The sequence below is a fragment of the Saccharopolyspora antimicrobica genome, assembly GCF_003635025.1.
Classification (GTDB): Bacteria; Actinomycetota; Actinomycetes; order Mycobacteriales; family Pseudonocardiaceae; genus Saccharopolyspora; species Saccharopolyspora antimicrobica.
On sequence record NZ_RBXX01000002.1, the window covers coordinates 3520053 to 3542623 of the forward strand.

The following is a 22571-nucleotide window of genomic DNA, read 5'->3' on the forward strand; positions in this document are numbered from 1 at the left end:
TCCTCGCTCCGCCGAGACGTCCGCAGGGCACCCGGCCGGGTGAGGAGGATGCAATTTCAATGGAAATCGCACATCCGATTTCCATTGAAATTGCGTCGGTCACCGCTCCAGCAGGGCTCTGACGCGGGCTGTCGCGGCCTCGGCGGCCCGGATCTCGCCAGGAGTCCAGTCGCGCTCGGTGAGGCTGTGCACCGAGAGCCAGCCGACCATCGCACCGTCGATCTCGATCGGGGCGAGCAGCTGGGCTCGGACGCCGTAGGTGTCGATGAGAGCCTGCGGAGGTCGTGGGTCAGCGCGGAAGTGCGGTTGCACCAGCGGCTTGCGGTGTTCCTCCAGCCATCGGACGGTGTTCAGCGCGCGCTGGTCGAGGCCTGCGTCGTGCTGGATGGCCGCCACGCCGGGCCCGGTGTCCTCGGCCGCGGCCAGGTCGACGCCGAGGCGCTGCGACGGCAGGTCCAGGCGCACCGTCGTCCGGTCCGAGCCGGTCGCCGCGCGGAGCAGGGCGCAGATCTCCTTCAGCGCGGCCCGCGTCGAGCCGGACAGCAGCACGCTCCCGCGATCGAGAGGACGGCCGCCGAGCAGGTCGAGCGCCTTCCACAACGTCGCGGAAACGCTGTCCAGCACGGGGATTCCGAGTTCCGGCTCCAGCTCGGCTGCCGCGAAGGCGCCGCGCAGGTTCGTGCACACCAGCGCCACCGCCTGCGCGCCGGGCGCGGCGGCCCCGATCATCTCGACCAGCCGCTGCTCGGGCACCTCGCCGAAGGAGAAGTTGTCGGTGATCTCCAGCCGCTCGTCGGCCACCACCTCGACGCCCTCGGCCGCGTACGTCTCCGCGATGCGCGCTGTCACGTCGCCGGTGTACGGCGTGACCAGGCCCAACCTCCGCACGCCGAAGGCGCGGAAGGCGTCGTGCAGCGCCAGCGTCGACGTCGTCGCCGGAACCCCGCACACCTGCGACAGCGCATCGCAGACCTGCCGGTCGTAGTCGAGGCCGAGCCAGGACCCGGCGGTCCCGTTCCACACCACGACGTCCACCGCGGCGTCCCGGAGCAGCTCGGCGGCGGCCGACATCCGGGCCACGGAGAACTGGCCGCTCTGCTCCTCGGCCAACGAGATCGCGGTGACCGGCAACCGGCTGAAGTGCGCGGTCACCTCCTCCGCGCCGGACAGCAGCCGGTAGGTGACGGGTTCTAGCACGGTGTTCGACGACGGGGTCAGCATTCCGATGCGGGGCATGACGACTCCTCTCCCGCGGGCAGGAGCCCGGTGCTCGCGTCCCGGCGGGCCTCCGGCGCGGGAGGAGCGGCGCGATCGGGGATGCGGTATACCAAACAGCGCTTCGCGGCACCTGTCAACACCTGGGCGGATGCGACCGGGAGGCTGAATCGATGCTTCGCGGGCGGGTTCTTGACCGGGCACGGCTTCTGCAGGATTATTTCATGAATCGATAAGTATACTTCACAATGCGGAAGAACTTGTCGTGCTTTCCGGCCGTGGGGGCTTGACCGGAACCGTCGAAGGTTCAACACTTTGTTGAACAGTTGAGTCCAGGAGGTACCGCGTTGTCCGAGGCAGCCACCGCGACGTTCGACGTCGTTTTCCGCGCACGTCGGCTCATCGGCCCGAACGGGGAGACGTCCGGCAGCGTCGGCGTCCGCGACGGCCGCATCGCCGCTGTCGAGCCCTTCGACGCCCAGCTCGACGCGGCTCGCACCGTCGAGCTCGCCGCCGACGAGGTGCTGCTGCCGGGGCTGGTCGACACCCACGTGCACGTCAACGACCCGGGCCGCACCGAGTGGGAGGGCTTCGACACGGCCACCCGCGCCGCGGCGGCCGGCGGCGTCACCACCATCCTCGACATGCCGCTGAACAGCCTGCCGCCGACCATCGACACCGGCGCGCTGGAGATCAAGCGCAAGACCGCGCGCGAGAAGGCGCACGTCGACGTCGGCTTCTGGGGCGGCGCGGTGCACGGCAACCTCGGCGAGCTGCGCGGCCTGCACGAGGCCGGGGTGTTCGGCTTCAAGTGCTTCCTGCTGCACTCCGGCGTCGACGAGTTCCCGCCGCTGAACCCGGCCGAGCTGGACGAGGCGCTGCGCGAACTGGCCCGCTACGACGCGATGATGATCGTGCACGCCGAGGACTCCGACGCCATCGAGCACGCGCCCACCGCGCACGGCGAGACCTACGGCGACTTCCTCAACTCCCGCCCGCGCGGCGCCGAGAACGTGGCGATCGCGCAGGTCATCGAGCTGGCCCGGCGGATCGGCGGCCGCGTGCACATCCTGCACCTGTCCTCCTCCGACGCGCTGCCGATGATCGCCTCCGCGCGCGCCGACGGCGTCAAGGTCACGGTCGAGACCTGCCCGCACTACCTGAGCTTCAGCGCCGAGGAGGTCCCCGACGGCGCGACCCAGTTCAAGTGCTGCCCGCCGATCCGCGAGGCGCGCAACCGGGAACTGCTCTGGCAGGGCCTGGCCGACGGGATCATCGACTGCGTGGTCAGCGACCACTCGCCGTGCACCCCGGAGCTCAAGCGCTTCGACATCGGCGACTTCGGCGTGGCCTGGGGCGGCGTGTCCAGCCTCCAGCTGGGCCTGCCCGCGGTGTGGACGCAGGCGCGGGTGCGCGGCCACAGCCTGGCCGACGTGGTGCAGTGGATGTCCCGCAAGCCCGCCGAGCTCGCCGGAGTGCACCGCAAGGGCTCCATCGCGGTCGGCCAGGACGCGGACTTCTGCGTCTTCGCCCCGGACGCGGCCTTCGTGGTGGACGTGGACAAGCTGCACCACCGCAACCCGGTCTCGCCCTACCACGGCCGCCCGCTGGCGGGCGTGGTGCGCGAGACCTGGCTTCGCGGCACGCAGATCGTCGGCCCCGACGCGGCGACCGCCCCGCAGGGCAACCTCCTCACCCGCTGACACCGGCCGGTCGTGCCCGTGAGTGCTTTGTGGCGCTATAGCAACACAAAGCACTCACGGGGCCTGAGTCAACGGCGCTGCTTCGCGTCGGCGTTCAGGGCGCGGACCATGTCCACGGCCGCCACCAGGGACAGGCCCGGGAGCTCCTTGCGGACCTCGCGGACCGCGTGGACCTCGCGCTCCAGCGGGTCGATCCCGGCCTTCGCCAGGACCTCGCGGGTCCAGCGGATCTTCGGGTCCTCGGCGGAGGCCGACTCGTCGAGGATCCGCAGCGCGCGCTGCAGACCCGGCACCTCCTCGGCGGACGCGCTCTCCAGCGCTCGCCGGACGGCCTCCCGGCCGTCGTCGAGATCGTTGAGCACGATGACGTGCGCTTCGTGCTTCTTGCCGAACATCTGAAACCCCCGGTCGCCGGATTCGCGTCAGCGGAGATCTTGCCAACCCGCGGCCGCCGGGGTGGGAAGCCCCACCTCACCAGGGCTGACGTACGCTGAGTAACCGTGCTCGTCATTGCGCTGGACACCTCGACCCCTGCGGTCACCGCCGGGCTGGTCGCGCTGGACGACGGTGGGCCCCGATCGCTCGCCGAACGCGTCACGATCAACCCGCGCGCCCACGGAGAGCTGCTGATGCCGCAGCTCCTCGACGTCATGACCGAAGCCGGACACGAGCTGGCCGACGCCGATGCGATCGTCGTCGGCGCCGGGCCCGGCCTGTTCACCGGCCTGCGTGTCGGCATGGTCACCGCTGCGGCGCTAGGCCAGGCGTGCGGCCGCCCGGTGCACCCGGTGTGCAGCCTCGACGCGATCGCCGCGCAGGCCGACGTCACCGGGCAGCTGCTGGTCGCCACCGATGCGCGCCGCAAGGAGGCCTACTGGGCCGCCTACTCCGGGCGGACCAGGATCGACGGCCCGCACGTGCAGCGGCCCGCCGACGTGCCGACCGAGGGCTGCTCCGCAGCGGCCGGAGAGCTGGCCGAGGCGTTCGACCTGCCCGTCGTCGAGCCGCGCTACCCCACGTCGGTGGGGCTGGTCGCGGCGGCGCAGGAGGTGCTGGGCACCGAACCGGCCCCGCTGGTGCCGCTCTACCTGCGGCGACCGGACGCGGAGCTGCCGAGCAAGCGGAAGTCCGTGCTGACCAGGGGTGCGAAGTGACCACCACTGCGCTGCAGGTGCTCAAGCTCCGCCGCGCCGACCTGAAGCGCTGCGCGGAGCTGGAGCAGGTGCTCTTCCCCGGCGACGACCCGTGGTCGTGGGAGGCGTTCGTCTCCGAGCTCGACCAGGGCCACCACTACGTCGGGGCCTACCTCGACGGGCGGCTGATCGGCTACGCCGGGCTGGCCGTGGTCGGCCGCGCCCCGCACGCCGAGGCCGAGGTGCACACCATCGGCGTCGAGCCCGGTCACCAGGGCACCGGCGTGGGCAAGGCGCTGCTGCGGGCGCTGCTGGCGCGGGCCGACGAGCAGCGGGCGACGACGTTCCTGGAAGTGCGCACCGACAACGAACCCGCGATCGCGATGTACCGCAAGCACGGCTTCGAGATCGTCGGCCTGCGCAAGCGCTACTACCAGCCGTCCGGGGCCGACGCGCACACCATGCGCCGGCCCGCGGCGGGAACGGAGACCGGGGAATGACTGCGGACCGGGTGGTGCTCGGCATCGAGAGCTCCTGCGACGAGACCGGCGTCGGCCTGGTGCGGCTGGCCGCGGACGGCACGGTCGAGCTGCTGGCCGACGCGGTGGCCTCCAGCGTCGACGAGCACGCCCGCTTCGGCGGCGTGGTGCCGGAGATCGCCAGCCGCGCGCACCTCGCGGCGATGGCGCCGACGATGCGCCGCGCGCTGGACGAATCCGGCCTCGAACTGTCCGATGTGGACGCCATCGCGGTGACCGCGGGGCCGGGCCTGGCGGGCGCGCTGATGGTCGGCGTCGCCGCGGCCAAGGCCTACGCCTCCGCGCTGGGCGTGCCGCTGTTCGGCGTCAACCACCTCGGCGGGCACGTCGCCGTGGACACCCTGGAGCACGGCCCGCTGCCGGATCGCTGCCTGGCGATGCTGGTCTCCGGCGGGCACTCCCAGCTGCTGCTGGTGGAGGGCATCGCCGAGCGGATCACCGAGGTCGGCACCACCATCGACGACGCGGCGGGCGAGGCCTACGACAAGGTCGCGCGCATCCTCGACCTGCCCTACCCGGGCGGCCCGCCGATCGACAAGCAGGCCAAGCTCGGCAACCCGAAGGCGATCGCGTTCCCGCGCGGCCTCACCGGCCCGCGCGACGCGAAGTACGACTTCTCCTTCTCCGGCCTGAAGACGGCGGTCGCCCGCTGGGTGGAGACCGAGCAGCGCGAAGGCCGGGAGATCCCGGTCCCGGACGTGTGCGCCTCGTTCCAGGAAGCAGTGGCCGACGTGCTGACCGCGAAGGCGGTCCGCGCGGCGCGCGACCTGGAGGTGGACACGCTGGTGATCTCCGGTGGTGTGGCGGCGAACTCCCGCCTGTCGGAGCTGGCGGCGCAGCGCTGCGCGGAGGCGGGCATCACGCTCCGGGTCCCGCGCCCGCGCCTGTGCACCGACAACGGGGCGATGATCGCGGCCCTGGGAGCGCACGTCCTGGCATCGGGCGCGAAGCCCTCGCCGCTGGACATGCCTGCCAACCCGGGCCTCCCGGTCAGCACCATCGTCGTCCAGTGACCGTCCTGCGCAATTTCAATGGAAATCAGACGTCCGATTTCCATTGAAATCGCGTAGAACCCGACACGTCGTCGGTGTGTCGGGCACCCGACACGCCGACGACGCGCGCAACTTCAATTGAAATCGGGGACCTGATTTCCATTGAAATTGCGCAGTACCCGGCGGTGGAGGGCCGGAGCGGCGGTCAGCGGCTGTACCAGAAGGCCTTGACCGTGGCGAGGAACTCGCGGCGGACTCCGCGCGCCGCGACGCGCTGGAGGCGCCAGTCCGCCGCCGCGTGGTGGCCGACGCCGTGGGCGTCCACGCCGAGACGGCGGCACATCGCCACCGCTCGGGGGAGGTGGAAGTCCGTGCTGATCACCGTCAGCTCGCGCAGGCCGAATTCGCCCGCCGCCCGCACGCAGGAGCGCCAAGTGTCCACACCGGACTCGTCGAGCACGATCGAATCGTCCGGAACGCCGTGCGACACGAGGTGGTGGCGCATCACCACGGGTTCGCTGAAGCCGCGCGATTCGGGACTGCCGCTGACGATGATCCGCCGGATCTTCCCCGCGTCGTAGAGGTCCCTGGCCACGTTCAGCCGCCCCTGCAGGATCAGGCTGGGCGTGCCGTCCCAGCGCACCCCGGCGCCGAGCACCAGGCCGACCTCGGTCTCCGGCACGTCGGACGCCGACCGGATGCGCCGCGCGCTGCGCGCGAACGCCCACGCCGAGGGCAATCCCGTCACCACACCGATCCCGACCAGTCCCACCAGCCCGACCCACACTCCGCGCACCCGCCAAGTGTGCCATCGCGGCCGACGGAGATCACCGCGCACGAGCACGTCGCGCAGGGCCGAGCGCATCAGCAGGGCACCGGCCCCGGCGGGACCGGCGCCCCGAGGCCTCACACCGGGTTCAGCGCCGGCTTGCCGTCCTCGACCACGAAGGACTTCGCGGTCTCCGCCGGGGCGTCCTTCTCGGACACCTTGGTCAGCACGCGGTAGTCCGCGCGCAGCTCGGCCGCGGTGAACTTGGTGCGCACGTAGCCCCGCCGGTTGGCGTAGAACTTCACGTGCGGGTTCTCCTTGAGCACGTCCTCGCTGCCGTCGTCGTTGCCGTCGCCACCGCTGGTCACCGAGGTCGTCACGAACTCGGTGCCGACGGCGGGGGAGTCCGGCTTGTCGTGGGTGCGCTTGATCTCCGCGGCCCAGTGCCGGTGCACGTCGCCGGTGAGCACCACGCCGTTGCGGACGGCGCTGTCGGCCATCGCGTCGGCGATCCGGTCGCGGTTGGCGACGTAACCGTCCCAGGAGTCCATGCTGTACTTCTCCTCGTCGCCGATCCCGCGGTCGAGCCTGGAGAAGAACACCTGCTGGCCGAGCACGTCCCAGCGCGCGGTGGTGTCGCGGAACCCGTCGAGGAGCCACTTCTCCTGCTCGGCGCCGGTGATCGACCGGTCCGGGTCCTCCCGGTCGGTGCAGCCGGACTGCCAGCCGTCGCCGCAGGCCTGGTCGTCGCGGTACTGGCGGGTGTCGAGCATGTGGAAGTTGACCAGCGATCCCCACCGGAGGCGCCGGTAGAGCTGGAGGTCGATGCCCGACGGCTTGGCGGTGCTGCGCAGCGGCATGTTCTCGTAGTAGGCCTGGAACGCCACCTTGCGCCGGTCCAGGAACCCGTCGTCGGGCTTCTCCGGCACCTCGTCGGCCCAGTTGTTCTCGACCTCGTGGTCGTCCCACACCACCACCCACGGCGCGGTCGCGTGCGCCAGCTGCAGGTCGGGGTCGGTCTTGTACTGGCCGTGCCGCTGCCGGTAGTTGGCCAGCGTCCGGGTCTCCGGCCCCAGCACCTCGCGCACGTCCTCGGCCTTGGCCGGGTACTCGTACTGGTAGTCGCCGAGGTGCAGGATCAGGTGCGGGTTGTCCTCGGCCATCCGGCGGTAGGCGGTGAAGTAGCCCTCGCCGTAGTGCGCGCAGGAGGCGAAGCACATGGTCAGCTCGTCGAGCGCGTCCGGCGCGGGCGCGGTCCTGGTGCGGCCCACCGGCGAGATCTCGCCCTCGGCGCGGAAGCGGTAGAAGTACTCCGCGCCGGGCTGCAGCCCCTCCAGCTCGACGTGCACGCTGTGCCCGAGCTCCGGAGCGGCCTGCGCCTCACCGCTCTGCACGATCTTGCTGAACTGCTCGTCCTCGGCGACTTCCCACTGCACCGGCACGACCTTGTCGGGCATGCCGCCCAGGCCGTCGTCGGCGGTCGGCTTCGGCGCGAGGCGGGTCCACAGCACGACGCCGTCGGACAGCGGATCGCCGGAGGCGATGCCGAGGGTGAACGGATCGGCGAGTCGCCGGACGCCGGCGCCGGGCATGGCCAGCGCGTTGGCCAGCGCGGATCCGCCGAGCGCGGTGGCCCCGAGCGCGGCGGCACCGCCGAGGAGCACGGCGCGTCGGCTGACCCGCCTGGATAACGGGACGGGGGATTCGGTCATCGCAAGCCCTCCAGTTCGTTCCGGTCGAACGCCGGAAACTACCGGAATGAGGGCTGCTCCAGGTGAATTCCTGACGAACTCGCCACCGGTTCGGCCACCCGGCTCAACGCCGGTTGCGAGTTCTGCGCTGCCCGGTCAGCGGGTGGTAGCGCTTGCCGGGGCCGTGTGCTCATGGACACCACGAATTGTGCCCAGCGCCGAAGCCCTGGGCACAGGTGTCGTATTCGTCATCGGGGGTCTGGGTGAACGTCGTCGGTGCGGGTCGGGGCAGTGGTCCGGTTCACTTCGGGCGCCAACCGGCCCGAGTCGGCGGACCAGGCGGGCCGGGTGGGCGCGCGGGTCGGGGACGTCGTTCCCACGGCCGGTTCGCTGGCTTGGAGAGGGCTGGCATGCCAGGCAACATAGGGCACCGAACGCCACATCCGTGCACTGCCTCCGGTATTGGTGACGTATCCCGCATGCCGATCTACCTGCGAAGATCACGCAGAGCTGATCACCTGTCACAACATCCCAGGTGGGCGGCACCGGAGGTCGCCGCGGTCGCGGTGCGAAGTCGATCGAGCACGCTGCGTGCCGACTCGGCGGGCGCCTGAAACACTCCTGCGATCGGGGGATGCGGGTGGTTGTTGAGCGTTGGCACTCTCATCGGTAGAGTGCTAGCAGAACGGCGCCGCAGCGCCCCGGCACCCGCGACGGCGGGGAGCCACGGAGCCGTCTTAACCCAGACAACGCTTCGAAGGCCCCAGAAGGTGGAGGTCACACCGTGGCGAGCATCAAGCCGCTTGAGGACAAGATCGTCGTCCAGGCGAGCGAGGCCGAGACGACGACTGCGTCCGGCATCGTGATCCCGGACACCGCCAAGGAAAAGCCCCAGGAGGGCAAGGTTCTGGCCGTCGGCCCGGGTCGCGTCGACGACAAGGGGAACCGCATCCCGGTGGATGTCAAGGAGGGTGACGTCGTCATCTACTCCAAGTACGGCGGCACCGAGGTCAAGTACAACGGCGAGGAGTACCTGATCCTCTCCGCCCGCGACGTGCTGGCCGTCGTCAACTGACGCACCACGCGTGAAGCATTGCCGCCCCGGCGGTCCCGACCGCGGGACCCCGGGGCGGACCCATGTCCGGGGGTGCAAGGACTGTCGCTGGACTCGTCTTGCGCAGCGGTGCAGGTAGCGGAACCTCAGCGGCTTTCTCGACTGCGGGATCCCGTCCTGACGTATGTCCAATACGCGGCGTCGGGGCTGTCCTCGCGAGAAAGCCGCTGAGAACCCGCGGCGGTGCCGGTTGTGCGCGTGGGCTAAGCGGCTGCGCCGCTTCAAAGGCAGAACCAAGACCCCCTGTAGATCAGATCAGGCACCTGTGAAGGGCTGTTGCAACCATGGCTAAGCAGATCACCTTCGACGAGCAGGCCCGGCGCGCGCTGGAGAGCGGCGTCAACCAGCTCGCCGACGCGGTCAAGGTCACCCTCGGACCGCGCGGCCGGCACGTCGTGCTGGACAAGCAGTTCGGCGGGCCGCAGGTCACCAACGACGGCGTGACCATCGCTCGCGAGATCGAGCTGAGCGACCCGTTCGAGAACCTGGGCGCCCAGCTCGCCAAGAACGTGGCGACCAAGACCAACGACGTCGCCGGCGACGGCACCACCACCGCCACCGTGCTGGCCCAGTCGCTGGTCCGCGAGGGCCTGCGCAACCTGGCCGCCGGCGCGAACCCGGCGGCGCTGAACAAGGGCGTGCAGGCGGCCACCGACGCCGTGGTGGAGGCCCTCAAGGCCAAGGCCACCCCGGTCAAGGGCCGCGACAACATCGCCCAGATCGCCACCGTCTCCTCCCGCGACGAGGCCATCGGCGCGCTGATCGGCGAGGCGATGGAGAAGGTCGGCGAGGACGGCGTGATCAGCATCGAGGAGTCCTCGACGCTGGCCACCGAGCTGGAGATCACCGAGGGCCTGCAGTTCGACAAGGGCTTCATCTCCCCGCACTTCGTCACCGACGCCGAGCGCCAGGAGGTCGTCCAGGAGGACGCCCAGATCCTGCTGCACCGGGACAAGATCTCCGGCCTGCAGGACCTGCTGCCGCTGCTGGAGAAGATCGCGCAGAACGGCAAGCCGCTGCTGATCATCGCCGAGGACGTCGAGGGCGAGGCGCTGTCCACCCTGGCCGTCAACGCGATCCGCAAGACCCTCAAGGTCGTCGCGGTCAAGGCCCCGTTCTTCGGCGACCGCCGCAAGGCGTTCCTGGACGACCTGGCGGTCGCCACCGGCGCCCAGGTCATCGCGCCGGAGGTCGGGCTGAAGCTGTCCGAGGCCGGTCCGGAGGTGCTGGGCTCGGCTCGCCGGGTCACCGTGACCAAGGACACCACGACCATCGTGGACGGCCGCGGCACCGCCGAGGCCCTCAAGGAGCGCGTGGACCAGATCCGCAAGGAGATCGAGGCCACCGACTCCGACTGGGACCGCGAGAAGCTGCAGGAGCGCCTGGCCAAGCTGGGCGGCGGCGTCGCGGTGATCAAGGTCGGCGCGGCCACCGAGACCGAGCTCAAGGAGCGCAAGTCCCGCATCGAGGACGCGGTCGCCGCTGCGAAGGCCGCGGCCGAGGAGGGCAGCGTGCCCGGCGGTGGGTCGAGCCTGATCCACGCCGCCAAGGTGCTCTCCGACGACCTCGGCCTCTCCGGTGACGAGGCCACCGGCGTTCAGCTGGTGCGCCGCGCGCTGGAGGCGCCGCTGTACTGGATCGCCGCCAACGCGGGCCAGGAGGGCGCCGTCGTGGTGTCCAAGGTCCGCGACCTCGACTGGGGCTCGGGCTACAACGCCGCCACCGACGAGTTCGGCGACCTGGTCCAGGCGGGCATCGTGGACCCGCTGAAGGTGACCCGCTCCGCGGTCGCCAACGCGGCCTCCATCGCCCGCATGGTGATCACCACCGAGAGCGCGGTCGTCGAGAAGCCCGAGGAAGAGGCAGCCGAAGCCGGTCACGGCCACGGCCACGGGCACGGCCACTGAAGTTCCACCCGGCGGCTTGACCGCTGACAACTGAGCACGACGAGATCGGGGCGGTACCCAGCACGGGTGCCGCCCCGATCTCGTTCTCGCCCGCCCGGAGCCGAATGACGCCCCTCGTTGTCATTCGACTCCGGCGACCGGGGCGCTGCGCGCCTCGATCAGCACAAGCGGGTCAGCTGGCTGCGACCGCCAGCTGCTGGCGCTTGCGCGCTTTGATGATCACTTCTCGTTCCGACTCCGACAGCCCGCCCCAGATGCCGTACGGCTCCTGCACCGCCAGCGCGTGGGCGCGGCATTGGGCGATCACCGGGCAGTGCTGGCACACCTCTTTTGCCTTCGCCTCGCGCCGAGCTCGCGCCGGGCCCCGCTCGCCGTCCGGATGAAAGAAGTACGCGCTGTCCATGCCTCGACAGGAGCCTCGTATCTGCCAATCCCAGATATCGGCGTTCGGTCCTGGAAGACGTCGAGTGTCTGCCATTGCGACAACCACCTCCCACCGGTGGATCCCCTCCCCTGCTGCGACGGGCCCGCCGCAGCCTCGCATGATCCAACCGTAAAACCGCGCCAAAACTTGTTCAACCCTTATCGCGCCAAAACTTGTTCATCATTGGAGTGATCTTTTCGGGAGACGTGATCGTTTGCGCGACCGGCTTGCTCTGCGCGGGCGGGAACCGGAATATGTCCCGCGTGACGACGCGGCCGGAACCTGCACCCGGGGAGGACACCCCTGTCCCGATCGACGAATCGGGGCGACTGGGCACCTCGGAGGGCGCTGAGCCGGGCGGGGACGACGAGCCGCGGCTCAGCGTCGCGGCGGTGGCCCGCCGCCTCGGTGTCGCACCCGCGACCCTGCGCACCTGGGACCGCCGCTACGGGCTGGGCCCCAGCGACCACACCAGCGGACGGCACCGCCGCTACGGGCCGGCCGACATCGCGCGCCTAGAGCAGATGCAGCGCGCCCTGCTGCGCGGTGCCTCGCCGATGGAGGCCGCCAGGTACGCGCGCACCGTCGCCGCGCCGCCGCCGCAGCGATCCCCGGAGGTCGCCGAGCAGCCGGAGGAGAACGGTGACGGTCCCGTCCTGCTGTCCGGTGTGCTGGACGGCGGGGACGACATCAAGCTGGTCAGCGGCTCCAACACCGGCGGTCGCGGCCTCAAGCTCACCGGCGCGGGCCCCGAGGCTCGCGGGCTCGGGCGGGCGGCGCTCGCGCTGGACTCCTGGTCGGTGCAGCGGCTGCTGATCGAGGCGATGGACTCCGACGGCGTCGTGGCCGCGTGGCAGGGCATGCTGCAGCCCGTCCTGCGCGCGGTGAGCGAACGCCGCCAGCGGTCCGGCTCCGGCGTCGAGGTCCTCCAGCTGCTCGTCGACTGCGCCTCGACGGCGCTGCGTTCGGTGATCGCGAACGCTCCGGCCCCGCTCAACCCGCGTCCGGTGGTGCTCGCCCCGGTGCCCGGCGAGGCGCAGGAGCTCGAACTCGTGGCGCTCGCTGCCGCGCTGGCCGCCAACCGCGTCGGGCACCGCCTGTTCGGCGCCGCGCTGCCCCGGGAGGGCTTGGCGGCCGCGGTGCGGCGTTCCGCGCCCGCCGCGGTCGTGCTGTGGGCCGACCAGCCGCACTACGCCGCCCCGCGGGTGCTGGAGGACATCCCGATCACGCGGCAGCGCGCTCGGGCGTTCGTGGCCGGTGCCGGGTGGTCGCCCGAGGCGCTGCCCGCGCACGCGGAACTCCTCGGCTCGTTGGAGACCGCTGTGGCGCGTGTTTCGGAGACCGTCCTGGGCTGACCTGAGCCTAGTGTGACCTAACTCACACCTATCGTGTGAGGCTGCGTTGCCGAGTTCCTGCGGACGGGCGAAATCGCGGCCGCAACGAGCCGCAATCGGGTGAATACTGCAGGTATGACGGGTGATGGGTGACTGCACGGGGTAGTTGCCCGCCTCCTTGCTCCGTTCCGGTGAACGGCGCTCGGATGGGGTGGCCGCGAAATTTCTTGACGGATTAAGCACCGGATCGTGTCAAGGTTTTGGCCCCTGCGTCCGATAGGGGAGGTGGAACGTCACCCGCCTGCAGGAAAGGAGTTCCCGTGACGACGGTCCTGATCTGCGATGACCGGCGTAGCGTCCGGGAAGGGCTCACTCGTGTGATGTCAGCTGTCCCCGGAGTGAGCCGAATCGATTGCGTCGCCCACGGCGACGAGCTGTTGGCCCGCTTCTCGCGGCAAGCCGTGGACGTCGTGCTGGTCGGCACCCAGCGCGCTGTCCCGAACGGCGTGGAAGCCACCAGACGGCTCGTGTCGGCCCACCCACAAGCGAACGTGATCGTCTTCGGCGCCCCCGACGACGCGGCCAGCATCGCTGCCGCCATCGCCGGTGGTGCTCGCGGTTACCTCCGCTGGGACGCCTCGCGACCGGAACTGGTCGCGGCGCTGGCGCACACCCTGGCGAGCACCTCGGTGCCCGCTCCCCGACAGCCGTCCGACCCCGGTGTGCAGCTGACGGAGCGCGAGCTCCAGGTGCTGCGGGGCATGAGCCAGGGCAAGAGCAACGGCCAGATCGGCCGCGAGCTCTACCTCTCGGAGGACACCGTCAAGACCCACGCGCGCCGGCTGTTCCGCAAGCTCGGCGTCCGCGACCGGGCGCAGGCCGTGGCGCACGGTTTCCGCCGCGGTCTCGTCGCTTGATCCGCCACCGGTGGCCGACGGGGCTGCCGACCCTGCGCGAGCTGACGTTACGAAAGTGAGTGTGGCTCGCGTCACCGCCCGGTTGTCCGGAACCGCGCCCGGGCGGGCGGCGTGACGCGAGCCATAGTCCTGTCGGAAGTCGGGGGATAACGGCCGAAGCGGTATTCGGCGGCAAAACGGCGATACGCCCCGAAATGCCACCTCGGCCCCTCTCGCGATTGCTCCACGATCGGCGTCCCCTTCCGGGCAAGATCGCGATGACCAGGTGAAACGCCGCCCGGTTCGGCGTCTGGTAGATGTGGATGCGTGACTACGCCCGCCCCTGATCCCGAGTCCCTGTTCAACGAGCGCCCAACGGCCGGTACGGTGAGCTCGGCGCGGCGTGCGGTGCACGCGATGTTCGCCTGGCAAATCCGAGTCGCTTGAACGCGTAACACCAGGGCTGCTGTCTGCGATGACCAACGTGGGGGACGGGCTGGACGCTCTTGTAAGCGCCGCCGTCGACGGCGATCGTCAGTCGATCGAGCGCTTGCTGGCCGAAATCCGTCCTTTGGTGGTGCGGTACTGCCGCGCCAGAGTCGGACGAAACGAGAGGTCGTTCGCTTCGGCGGACGACGTGGCCCAAGAGGTGTGCCTCGCGGTGCTGACCGCGTTGCCCTCCTACAAGGACCAGGGTCGTCCGTTCCTGGCGTTCGTGTACGGCATCGCCGCGCACAAGGTGGCTGATGCGCACCGGGCGTTGGCCCGCAACCGCTCCGAACCCGTGGCGGACGTTCCGGATACCCCGGAGTCCGAAGCCGGTCCGGAGCAGCGGGCGATGCAAGGTGAGCTCTCGGGCAGGATGGCGCAACTACTTCGCGTCCTCCCGGCGAAGCAGCGGGAAATCCTGCTTCTCCGGGTGGTCGTCGGGTTGTCGGCGGAGGAAACCGCCGAAGCGGTCGGCTCTACGCCGGGCGCGGTACGCGTGGCTCAACACCGCGCGTTGGCCCGGCTGCGAAAGACGCTGTCCGCGGAGGAGGTGGTCTGAATGGCTGAGCGGAAGGGGCCCGAGGGGGAGCGGGAAGGACGCGACCCGGTCGAGTCCGGCCAGCACGAAGACCGTTCGACCCGGGCGGACGGGCGGGACGTGGTGCCCGCGGCGGAGCCCGCAGACGAGGGAACGGAACTGAGCGAAAACCGTCGGGATTCCGACTCGGACGAGTCCGAAAACACCCGAAGCGACGCCGATTCGGACGGCGCCGCGGTGCTCGCCTTCCGGTCGCGGCCGGAAGACCGGGACAGTGCCGACGACTCCGGCGAACTGGTCGACCACGACGACTTGGACGAGCCGATCGACCTGGCCGCGCTGCAGGACGACGACGCGCTGCTGGACGCGCTCGGCGGCACCAACCCGGACGTGGCGGTGCCCGCGGCCGGAGAACGCCCCAGCTTGGAAGCACTGCTGGTGGCCTGGCGGCAGGACGTGGACTCCTCGCCGATCGGTGATCTGGTCGACGTCGAGACCGCGGCGCTCGCGATCTCGTCGGGCGCGCGCCCGCGCCGCTGGCTCAAGCGGCGGCACCTGGTACCGGTCGCGACCGCGGCAGCCGTGCTGATGATCGGCTTCACCGGGGTCGGGGTCGCTGCTCGCGATGCCCAGCCCGGCGACATGCTGTGGGGCGTCGCGCAGGTGCTCTACTCCGACCACACCCGTGCGGTGCAGGCGGCGAGCTCGGCGCGCGAAGACCTGGACACGGCGGAAAGCGCGATAGAGCGCGGCAACCGCCCGGCAGCGCAGGCTGCGTTGGAGTCGGCGCAGCAGCAGATGCGCGTCATCGACGACGAGCACGGCCTGTCCGACCTGCAGGCCGCGCACGCTTCGCTGACCAGGCGGATCGACCAGGGCGAGCAGCCCAGCAGCAACGAGTCGACGCCGCAGACCACACCGCCGACCTCGACGCCGTCGCCGTCGCAGCCCTCGGAGCTGCCGGAACCGACGGACAGCTCGTCGGTCCCGCCGACTTCGTCCACCCCGACGGAGACGACGACCTCGCCCAGCGAGACCAGCGGCAGCTCGGAGAACCCGTCGAGCAGCTGGGGCGGCCTGATCCCGAACAACAGCAGCGGCACCAGCCACCCCTGATCGGACGCGAAAAAAGGGGCTCCCGCGCGGGAGCCCCTCTTTCGTTCAACTCAGCCATCGCCAGGGCGGCGCCAGCCGCATGCGCCGCAGGCGCATAGCCCACCCTTGCAACCGGCACTGCCGCGGGTTCTCAGAGGTCGCCCGGCGAGGACAGCCCGTTTGCCGTGTATTGGTCATACATAAGAACGGGATCCCGCAGTCAGGCGGGCTCTGAGGTTCCGCTACTTGCGCCGCCACGCAAACCAGCCACTGAAACCGTCATTGATCAGCGGGTGGTCTCGCTCTCCGTGACGCCGTCGGCGTAGCCGCGGCAGTACTCCCAGGTCACGTACTCGCTGGGGTTGGGATCGAAGGCCGGCTCGTGCGGTCGCATGCGACCGTCGTGCAGCAGCTGCTCCAGGCTGGCCCGCAGCAGCTCCCAGTCGTGGTAGTGGCATTCGCCGCAGTCGGCGCAGTCCACCACGATGCCGCGGATGCCGCGGGGTTCGAGCAACGCCTGGTAGACCGCGAGGTCGGTCAGGTCGGCGAGCAGCTCGGCGCGTTCCTCGTCACCGAGTGGCGGGCCGTCGGCGTCGTCGTGATCGCCGAGTGCCATGCTCGGATCTTCCGGGTCGCCCGCGAACGGGTCTGGGGGCATCGGATCGTGCGGCACGGCCCGCACGGTACCGGCTGCGTCCACCTCGTGGGGCTGTCGGGGCGGTCTTGTCCACCGCTGTCCGGTGGCGGGGTGGCGTGGCGCACGCCTGCCAGGACGCGACAACCGGCCGCTGACCTGTGGTCTCTATCATTGGGGGAATCCCCGAAGCCGATGCCGCGTTACCAGACGTAACCGTCGACGACGCGATCGCCGGGGACCGAGCCAGCCGCATCCTCCGTGTGTGGACCGTAGCGTGAAGGAAGGCACATCCCTCGCCATGACCAGCGAACTCACCGCACCCGGCCTCCCATCGAAGTTCGCGACGCTGGGGCTGACCTTCGATGACGTGCTACTGCTGCCCGACGAGTCCGACGTCATCCCGAGCGGCGTCGACACCTCCACGCAGCTCTCCCGCAACATCCGGCTGCGCGTTCCGCTGCTGTCGGCCGCGATGGACACCGTGACCGAGGCGCGGATGGCGATCGCGATGGCGCGCCAGGGCGGCGTCGGCATCCTGCAGCGCAACCTCTCGGTGGAGGAGCAGGCCTCCCAGGTCGAGGTGGTCAAGCGCTCCGAGGCGGGCATGGTCACCGACCCGGTGACGTGTTCGCCGGACGACACCCTCGCCGAGGTGGACGCGCTGTGCGCCCGCTTCCGCATCTCCGGTGTTCCGGTGACCGACCCGGACGGCACGCTGGTCGGCATCATCACCAACCGCGACATGCGCTTCGAGGTCGACTTCACGCGCCGCGTGCGCGAGGTGATGACGCCCGCGCCGCTGATCACCGCGCAGGTGGGTGTCACCGCGGAGGCCGCGCTCGGGCTGCTGCGCCGCAACAAGATCGAGAAGCTGCCGATCGTGGACGGCGCGGACAAGCTGCGCGGCCTGATCACCGTCAAGGACTTCGTCAAGACCGAGCAGTACCCCAGCGCCACCAAGGACCCGGACGGCCGGCTGCTGTGCGGCGCCGCGGTGGGCGTCGGCGCGGACTCGCACGAGCGCGCGATGGCGCTGGTCGACGCCGGCGTCGACGTGCTGATCGTGGACACCGCGCACGGCCACTCCCGCGCGGTGCTGGAGACCGTCGGCACGCTGAAGAAGGAACTGGGCAACTCGGTCGACGTGATCGGCGGCAACGTGGCGACCCGCGCGGGCGCGCAGGCGCTGATCGACGCCGGGGCCGACGCGGTGAAGGTCGGCGTCGGGCCGGGCTCGATCTGCACCACCCGCGTGGTCGCCGGGGTCGGCGTGCCGCAGATCAGCGCGATCTACGAGGCGAGCATGGCCTGCCGGCCCGCCGGTGTGCCGATCATCGGCGACGGCGGCATCCAGTACTCCGGGGACATCGGCAAGGCGATCGCCGCCGGTGCCAGCTCGGTCATGCTGGGCAGCCTGCTGGCGGGCACCGCCGAGGCGCCGGGTGAGCTGGTGCTGGTCAACGGCAAGCAGTTCAAGGTCTACCGGGGCATGGGCTCGCTGGGCGCGATGCAGTCGCGCGGCCAGGGCAAGTCCTACTCGAAGGACCGCTACTTCCAGGACGACGTGCTCTCCGAGGACAAGCTGGTGCCGGAGGGCATCGAGGGCCGGGTACCGTTCCGCGGCCCGCTGTCGCAGGTCGTCGCCCAGCTGGTCGGCGGTCTCCGCTCGGGCATGGGCTACACCGGCTCGACGACGATCCCGGAGCTGCAGGACGCGAAGCTGGTGCGGATCACCGCGGCGGGCCTCAAGGAGAGCCACCCGCACGACATCACGATGACGGTCGAGGCGCCGAACTACACCGGCCGCTGACCGACCACCGACCCGGCCGCCGCGCTCCCGAGCGCGGCGGCCGCGTCGCGTCCGGGGGTTGTGCTCGGGCGATCACGCAGCGCTAGGTGCCCCCGCTGCGCGTCACTCGGGTGTCGTAGAGAGAATGTCGTGTTGGACAGCGGTGCCACGAGGAGGGACTGACCGTGCGGGATCAGGTTGAGATCGGCATGGGCCGCACGGCGATGCGCGGCTACGACTTGGACGACGTGGCGATCGTGCCGTCCCGGCGCACCCGTTCCTCGAAGGACGTGTCGCTGGCGTGGCAGATCGACGCGTACCGCTTCGACATCCCGCTGGTCACGCACCCGACCGACGCGGTCGTCTCGCCCGCCACGGCGGTGCGCATCGGCGAGCTCGGCGGCCTGGGCGTGCTCAACGCCGAGGGGCTGTGGGCGCGGCACGAGAACGTCGAGCAGAAGCTGTTCGACGTGGTGCGCGCCGCGGAGGAGGACAGCGACCCGGAGGCGGCCATCCGCCTGCTGCAGGAGCTGCACTCCGCGCCGATCCGGCACGACCTGCTCGCCGCTTCGCTGAAGCAGATCAAGGACTCCGGCGTCACCGTCGCCGCTCGGGTCAGCCCGCAGCACGCCGAGGAGCTGACCCCGGACCTGCTCGCGGCCGGTGTGGAGGTGCTGGTCGTGCAGGGCACGATCATCTCCGCCGAGCACGTGGCGCGGGACGGCGAGCCGCTGAACCTCAAGCGCTTCATCGCCGAGCTCGACGTGCCGGTGATCGCCGGTGGTGTCGGTGACTACCGCACCGCGATGCACCTGATGCGCACCGGCGCGGCGGGTGTGATCGTCGGCTTCGGCCAGTCCCGCTCGACGACGACCACCCAGGTCCTGGGCATCGGCGTGCCGATGGCGACGGCGGTCGCCGACGCTGCCGCGGCGCGGCGCGACTACCTGGACGAGACCGGCGGCCGGTACGTGCACGTGATCGCCGACGGCGCGCTGGCCTACTCCGGCGACATCGCGAAGGCGATCGCCTGCGGCGCGGACGCGGTGATGCTGGGCGAGGCGCTGACCGAGGCCACGGAGTCCCCGGCGCAGGGCTACTACTGGACCGCGGCCGCTGCGCACCCGAGCCTGCCGCGCAGCGAGATCACCGGCTTCGCCGGTTCGGACGCGGACCTGGAGAAGCTGCTGTTCGGCCCGAGCAGCGACCCGTACGGCACGCTGAACCTCTTCGGCGGCCTGCGCCGCGCGATGGCCAAGACGGGCTACCGCGACCTGAAGGAGTTCCAGAAGGTCGGCCTCACCCTCCGCGGCTGATTTCTAGTGGTGTTCCAGGCTCGTTCTGCGTGGCGGTGCGGGTAGCGGAACCTCAGAGGCTTTCTCGACTCCGGGATCCCGTTCTGATGTATGTCCAATACACGGCGAACGGGCTGTCCTCGCGAGAAAGCCTCTGAGAACCCGCGGCGGTGCAAGTGCCGTAGGTGGGTTATGCGCCTGCGGCGCATGCGGCTCCTCGCTGCCGGTGCCGTTCGACCGTCGCGGTTGCGGTTCTCCCGTTGTCTGATGGGCCTGGCTTGGCAAATTCCGGTGTTCTCCACGGATTTCGCGCGATCCGGGGCTAGCTACTGGCGAGTAATTACGTCTAGTCTGTCGCGCATGGCTGGACGTGACGGGGCGCACCGGGATGACACCGATTTCGACGTGGTCGTGATCGGGTCCGGATTCGGCGGCAGCGTGGCCGCGCTGCGGTTGACGGAGAAGGGCTACCGGGTGGCCGTGCTGGAAGCCGGTCGCCGGTTCACCGACGACGAGCTGCCGAAGACCTCCTGGGACCTGCGGAAGTTCCTGTGGGCGCCGCAGCTCGGCTGCTACGGCGTGCAGCGGATCCACCTGCTGCAGAACGTCCTGATCCTGGCGGGCGCCGGGGTCGGCGGCGGCTCGCTGAACTACGCGAACACCCTGTACCGGCCGCTCAAGCCGTTCTACAACGACCCGCAGTGGGCGCACATCACCGACTGGGAGTCCGAACTCGCGCCGTACTACGACCAGGCGACGCGGATGCTCGGCGTGGTGGACAACCCGAGCACCACGCCCTCGGACGTGGTGCTGCGGAAGGTCGCCGGGCAGATGGGCGCCGAGAGCACCTTCCACACCACGCCGGTCGGCGTGTACTTCGGCACGGCGGGCAAGACCGACGCCGACCCGTTCTTCGGCGGCGCCGGCCCCGCTCGCACCGGCTGCACCGAGTGCGGCGCGTGCATGACCGGCTGCCGCGTCGGCGCGAAGAACACGCTGGTGAAGAACTACCTGTACCTGGCCGAAGCGGGCGGTGCGAAGGTGTTCCCGCTGACCACCGTCGACCGGCTGGCGCAGGGCGCCGACGGCCGGTGGCGGATCGGCACTTCGCGCACCGGCGCGAAGTGGAACCGCCGCCCGCGCATCTTCCGGGCCGACCAGGTGGTGGTGGCCGCAGGCACCTGGGGAACGCAGAACCTGCTGCACCGCAGCAGGGAACGCGGCGACCTGCCCCGGCTGTCCGGCCGCCTCGGCCGCCTCACCCGCACCAACTCCGAGGCGATCATCGGCGCGCAGATGCCGAAGGTCGACCCGGAGCAGGACTTCTCCAGCGGCGTGGCGATCACCTCGTCGTTCCACCCGGACGAGAACACCCACATCGAGCCGTGCCGCTACACCAAGGGCGCGAACGCGATGGGCCTGCTGCAGACCCTGCCGACCAAGGGCGGCACCTCGGAACCGCGGCTGCGGCAGTGGTTCCGCTACCTGCGCGAGCACCCGCTGCACGCGCTGCGCCTGCTCTCGGTGAAGGACTGGAGCCAGCGCACCGTGATCCTGCTGGTCATGCAGAGCCTCGACAACTCGCTGACCACCAAGCTGCGCAAGCGGTTCGGGCGCACGCAGCTGACCTCCGAGCAGGGCCACGGCGCGCCCAACCCGACCTACATCCGGGCCGGGGAGCAGGCCAACGAGCTGGTCGCGGAGGAGATCGGCGGCATCGCCGGCGGCACCTGGGGCGAGCTGTTCGACATCCCGATGACCGCGCACTTCCTGGGCGGCTGCGCGATCGGCGAGGACGCCGAGCACGGCGTCATCGACCCGTACCACCGGGCGCACGGCTACCCGACGATGTCCATCGTGGACGGTTCCGCGGTGAGCGCGAACCTGGGCGTGAACCCGTCGCTGACCATCACCGCCCAGGCCGAGCGGGCGTTCGCGATGTGGCCGAACAAGGGCGAGACCGACACCCGCCCGGATCAGCGCGAGACCTACCGCAGGGTGGCGCCGGTCGAGCCGAAGTCCCCGGCGGTCCCGGCCAGCGCCCCGGCGGCCCTGCACCTGCCGATCGTCTGAAGCCGCGGTCTCAGTCGGAACCGCGGCTGCGGCGCCGGATCACCAGCACTGCTAGCAGCAGGGCAATGGCCAGCCAACCCGGCCACGCGGTCAGGCCGGTGGTGAGCGGGTGCGGCGGGTTGTCGGCGTCGGCTAGGACCCACGGCAGGTGCACCGACGCCGTGCTGACCGCGGTGTGCGCGACGACGGCCGGGAGCACCGATGCCGACCGGCTGCGGAGCCAGGCGAAGATCGGCACCACCAGCACGCAGCTGATCAGGAAGGAGCCGATCGCCACCGGCCACGAGGTGCCCGGGTACTGGCCGCCCATCAGCAGCGTGGGCAGGTGCCAGAGCGCGAACACGACACCGGTGACCAGCACGGCGAAAACCGGTCCGCGCGGGCGCAGGCGCGGGAACAGGTAGCCCTGCCAGCCGAGCTCCTCCCCGAAGAACAGCGGCAGCGAGATCAGCATCTGCAGCAGCAGCGAACCGGCCCACAGCACCAGCGCGGTCAGCGGAACTCCTTGCTGCCCGGTCGTTTCCGGCGCGAACTGGCGGCGGAATCCGGAGAAGTCGGTGAGATCCGGGTGGTAGGTGCCCGTGGCGGTGCCGATCGCGAGTGCCAGCAGCGTCAGCGCCAGCGGGCAGACGAGGGCCAGCAGGCATTCCAGCGCGGTGCGCCGGTTCCAGGTCAGCCCGAGCGTCGCGCGGATCGGCGTTCCGCGCTCCCAGCGGCGCAGCACGACGAATGCCGCGAGAGCGGGCGTGAGCATCGCCGCGCCGATGCAGATCTGTTCCAGGGTGCTCATGTCGATGTCACTGCTGGTGCGCTGGAAGCCGCTGATGAGCAACGGCAGCATGGCGACCCACATCCCCGCCCAAGCGAGCGCGGTGAAGGCCAGCACGGGTCGGACGGCGATCTTCGTTCTCACCCCGGTGAAGCTAGGCAGGCGCGGG

20 protein-coding genes are annotated in these 22571 nt (G+C 70.6%); 13 read left to right on the forward strand and 7 right to left on the reverse strand.

Annotated features, from left to right (window positions below; translation table 11 throughout):
- Positions 1-99 precede the first annotated feature (99 nt).
- Positions 100-1236: an aspartate racemase/maleate isomerase family protein gene (locus ATL45_RS17215; protein ID WP_093155100.1), complete on the reverse strand. Its 1137-nt coding sequence runs from the start codon at positions 1234-1236 to the stop codon at positions 100-102.
- A 326-nt stretch (positions 1237-1562) separates the two neighbouring features.
- Here ATL45_RS17215 and allB point away from each other — a divergent pair, with 326 nt between their 5' ends.
- The gene (gene allB / locus ATL45_RS17220) at positions 1563-2918 is read left to right on the forward strand and encodes an allantoinase AllB (RefSeq protein ID WP_093155099.1); all 1356 of its coding nucleotides are present in this window, start codon (positions 1563-1565) and stop codon (positions 2916-2918) included.
- 68 nt (positions 2919-2986) lie between these two features.
- Here the strand turns inward: allB and ATL45_RS17225 are convergent, their stop codons facing one another.
- Positions 2987-3313: a hypothetical protein gene (locus ATL45_RS17225; protein WP_093155097.1), complete on the reverse strand. Its 327-nt coding sequence runs from the start codon at positions 3311-3313 to the stop codon at positions 2987-2989.
- 105 nt (positions 3314-3418) lie between these two features.
- Between ATL45_RS17225 and tsaB the strand changes: the two genes are divergently transcribed.
- Genes tsaB through tsaD form a run of 3 tightly spaced genes read left to right on the forward strand, consistent with a single transcriptional unit; the run spans position 3419 to position 5603 of the window.
- Complete coding sequence (tsaB, locus tag ATL45_RS17230; RefSeq protein ID WP_093155096.1) at positions 3419-4072, forward strand: tRNA (adenosine(37)-N6)-threonylcarbamoyltransferase complex dimerization subunit type 1 TsaB; 654 nt, start codon at positions 3419-3421, stop codon at positions 4070-4072.
- 11 nt (positions 4073-4083) lie between these two features.
- Positions 4084-4551 carry a ribosomal protein S18-alanine N-acetyltransferase gene (rimI, locus tag ATL45_RS17235; protein WP_093155393.1) on the forward strand — a complete coding sequence of 156 codons (468 nt, stop codon included), beginning with the start codon at positions 4084-4086 and terminating at the stop codon, positions 4549-4551.
- The gene (tsaD, locus tag ATL45_RS17240; protein WP_093155094.1) at positions 4548-5603 is read left to right on the forward strand and encodes a tRNA (adenosine(37)-N6)-threonylcarbamoyltransferase complex transferase subunit TsaD; all 1056 of its coding nucleotides are present in this window, start codon (positions 4548-4550) and stop codon (positions 5601-5603) included. The genes rimI and tsaD overlap by 4 nt, the downstream gene beginning before the upstream one ends.
- Positions 5604-5787: 184 nt before the next feature.
- On the opposite strand, the gene ATL45_RS17245 is transcribed toward tsaD, so the two are convergent.
- Both ATL45_RS17245 and ATL45_RS17250 read right to left on the reverse strand, forming a co-directional pair.
- Complete coding sequence (locus ATL45_RS17245) at positions 5788-6378, reverse strand: SanA/YdcF family protein (RefSeq protein ID WP_246025395.1); 591 nt, start codon at positions 6376-6378, stop codon at positions 5788-5790.
- A 110-nt stretch (positions 6379-6488) separates the two neighbouring features.
- Positions 6489-8063, reverse strand: a complete 1575-nt coding sequence (locus tag ATL45_RS17250; protein WP_093155092.1) for an alkaline phosphatase D family protein — start codon at positions 8061-8063, stop codon at positions 6489-6491.
- 763 nt (positions 8064-8826) lie between these two features.
- On the opposite strand from ATL45_RS17250, the gene groES reads away from it, so the two are divergent.
- Both groES and groL read left to right on the forward strand, forming a co-directional pair.
- Positions 8827-9117 (forward strand): co-chaperone GroES, encoded by a 291-nt coding sequence (groES, locus tag ATL45_RS17255; RefSeq protein ID WP_010316109.1) that lies wholly within the window; start codon positions 8827-8829, stop codon positions 9115-9117.
- Between the two features lie 323 nt (positions 9118-9440).
- On the forward strand, positions 9441-11063 hold the full coding sequence (gene groL, locus ATL45_RS17260; RefSeq protein ID WP_093155091.1) for a chaperonin GroEL: 1623 nt from the start codon (positions 9441-9443) through the stop codon (positions 11061-11063).
- Positions 11064-11235: 172 nt separating this feature from the next.
- Here groL and ATL45_RS17265 read toward each other — a convergent pair whose 3' ends face one another.
- Positions 11236-11541: a WhiB family transcriptional regulator gene (locus tag ATL45_RS17265; RefSeq protein ID WP_093155089.1), complete on the reverse strand. Its 306-nt coding sequence runs from the start codon at positions 11539-11541 to the stop codon at positions 11236-11238.
- A gap of 200 nt (positions 11542-11741) precedes the next feature.
- On the opposite strand from ATL45_RS17265, the gene ATL45_RS17270 reads away from it, so the two are divergent.
- From ATL45_RS17270 to ATL45_RS17285, 4 genes are all read left to right on the forward strand, one after another.
- Positions 11742-12842, forward strand: coding sequence for a MerR family transcriptional regulator (locus ATL45_RS17270; RefSeq protein WP_093155088.1), 1101 nt, complete (start codon positions 11742-11744; stop codon positions 12840-12842).
- A 299-nt stretch (positions 12843-13141) separates the two neighbouring features.
- Positions 13142-13738, forward strand: coding sequence for a response regulator transcription factor (locus ATL45_RS17275; RefSeq protein WP_029536209.1), 597 nt, complete (start codon positions 13142-13144; stop codon positions 13736-13738).
- A gap of 454 nt (positions 13739-14192) precedes the next feature.
- Entirely contained in the window at positions 14193-14765 is a 573-nt protein-coding gene (locus ATL45_RS17280) for a sigma-70 family RNA polymerase sigma factor (RefSeq protein WP_093155087.1), read from the forward strand.
- Positions 14766-15860, forward strand: coding sequence for an anti-sigma-D factor RsdA (locus ATL45_RS17285; RefSeq protein WP_093155085.1), 1095 nt, complete (start codon positions 14766-14768; stop codon positions 15858-15860).
- A 265-nt stretch (positions 15861-16125) separates the two neighbouring features.
- On the opposite strand, the gene ATL45_RS17290 is transcribed toward ATL45_RS17285, so the two are convergent.
- Entirely contained in the window at positions 16126-16521 is a 396-nt protein-coding gene (locus tag ATL45_RS17290; protein ID WP_170210508.1) for a DUF5319 domain-containing protein, read from the reverse strand.
- Between the two features lie 253 nt (positions 16522-16774).
- Between ATL45_RS17290 and guaB the strand changes: the two genes are divergently transcribed.
- From guaB to ATL45_RS17305, 3 genes are all read left to right on the forward strand, one after another.
- On the forward strand, positions 16775-18286 hold the full coding sequence (guaB, locus tag ATL45_RS17295; RefSeq protein ID WP_093155084.1) for an IMP dehydrogenase: 1512 nt from the start codon (positions 16775-16777) through the stop codon (positions 18284-18286).
- A 164-nt stretch (positions 18287-18450) separates the two neighbouring features.
- Entirely contained in the window at positions 18451-19581 is a 1131-nt protein-coding gene (locus tag ATL45_RS17300) for a GuaB3 family IMP dehydrogenase-related protein (RefSeq protein WP_093155082.1), read from the forward strand.
- A 339-nt stretch (positions 19582-19920) separates the two neighbouring features.
- Entirely contained in the window at positions 19921-21633 is a 1713-nt protein-coding gene (locus tag ATL45_RS17305; RefSeq protein ID WP_093155081.1) for a GMC family oxidoreductase N-terminal domain-containing protein, read from the forward strand.
- A gap of 10 nt (positions 21634-21643) precedes the next feature.
- On the opposite strand, the gene ATL45_RS17310 is transcribed toward ATL45_RS17305, so the two are convergent.
- Positions 21644-22546 (reverse strand): CPBP family intramembrane glutamic endopeptidase, encoded by a 903-nt coding sequence (locus tag ATL45_RS17310; RefSeq protein WP_246025396.1) that lies wholly within the window; start codon positions 22544-22546, stop codon positions 21644-21646.
- Positions 22547-22571: the final 25 nt, after the last annotated feature.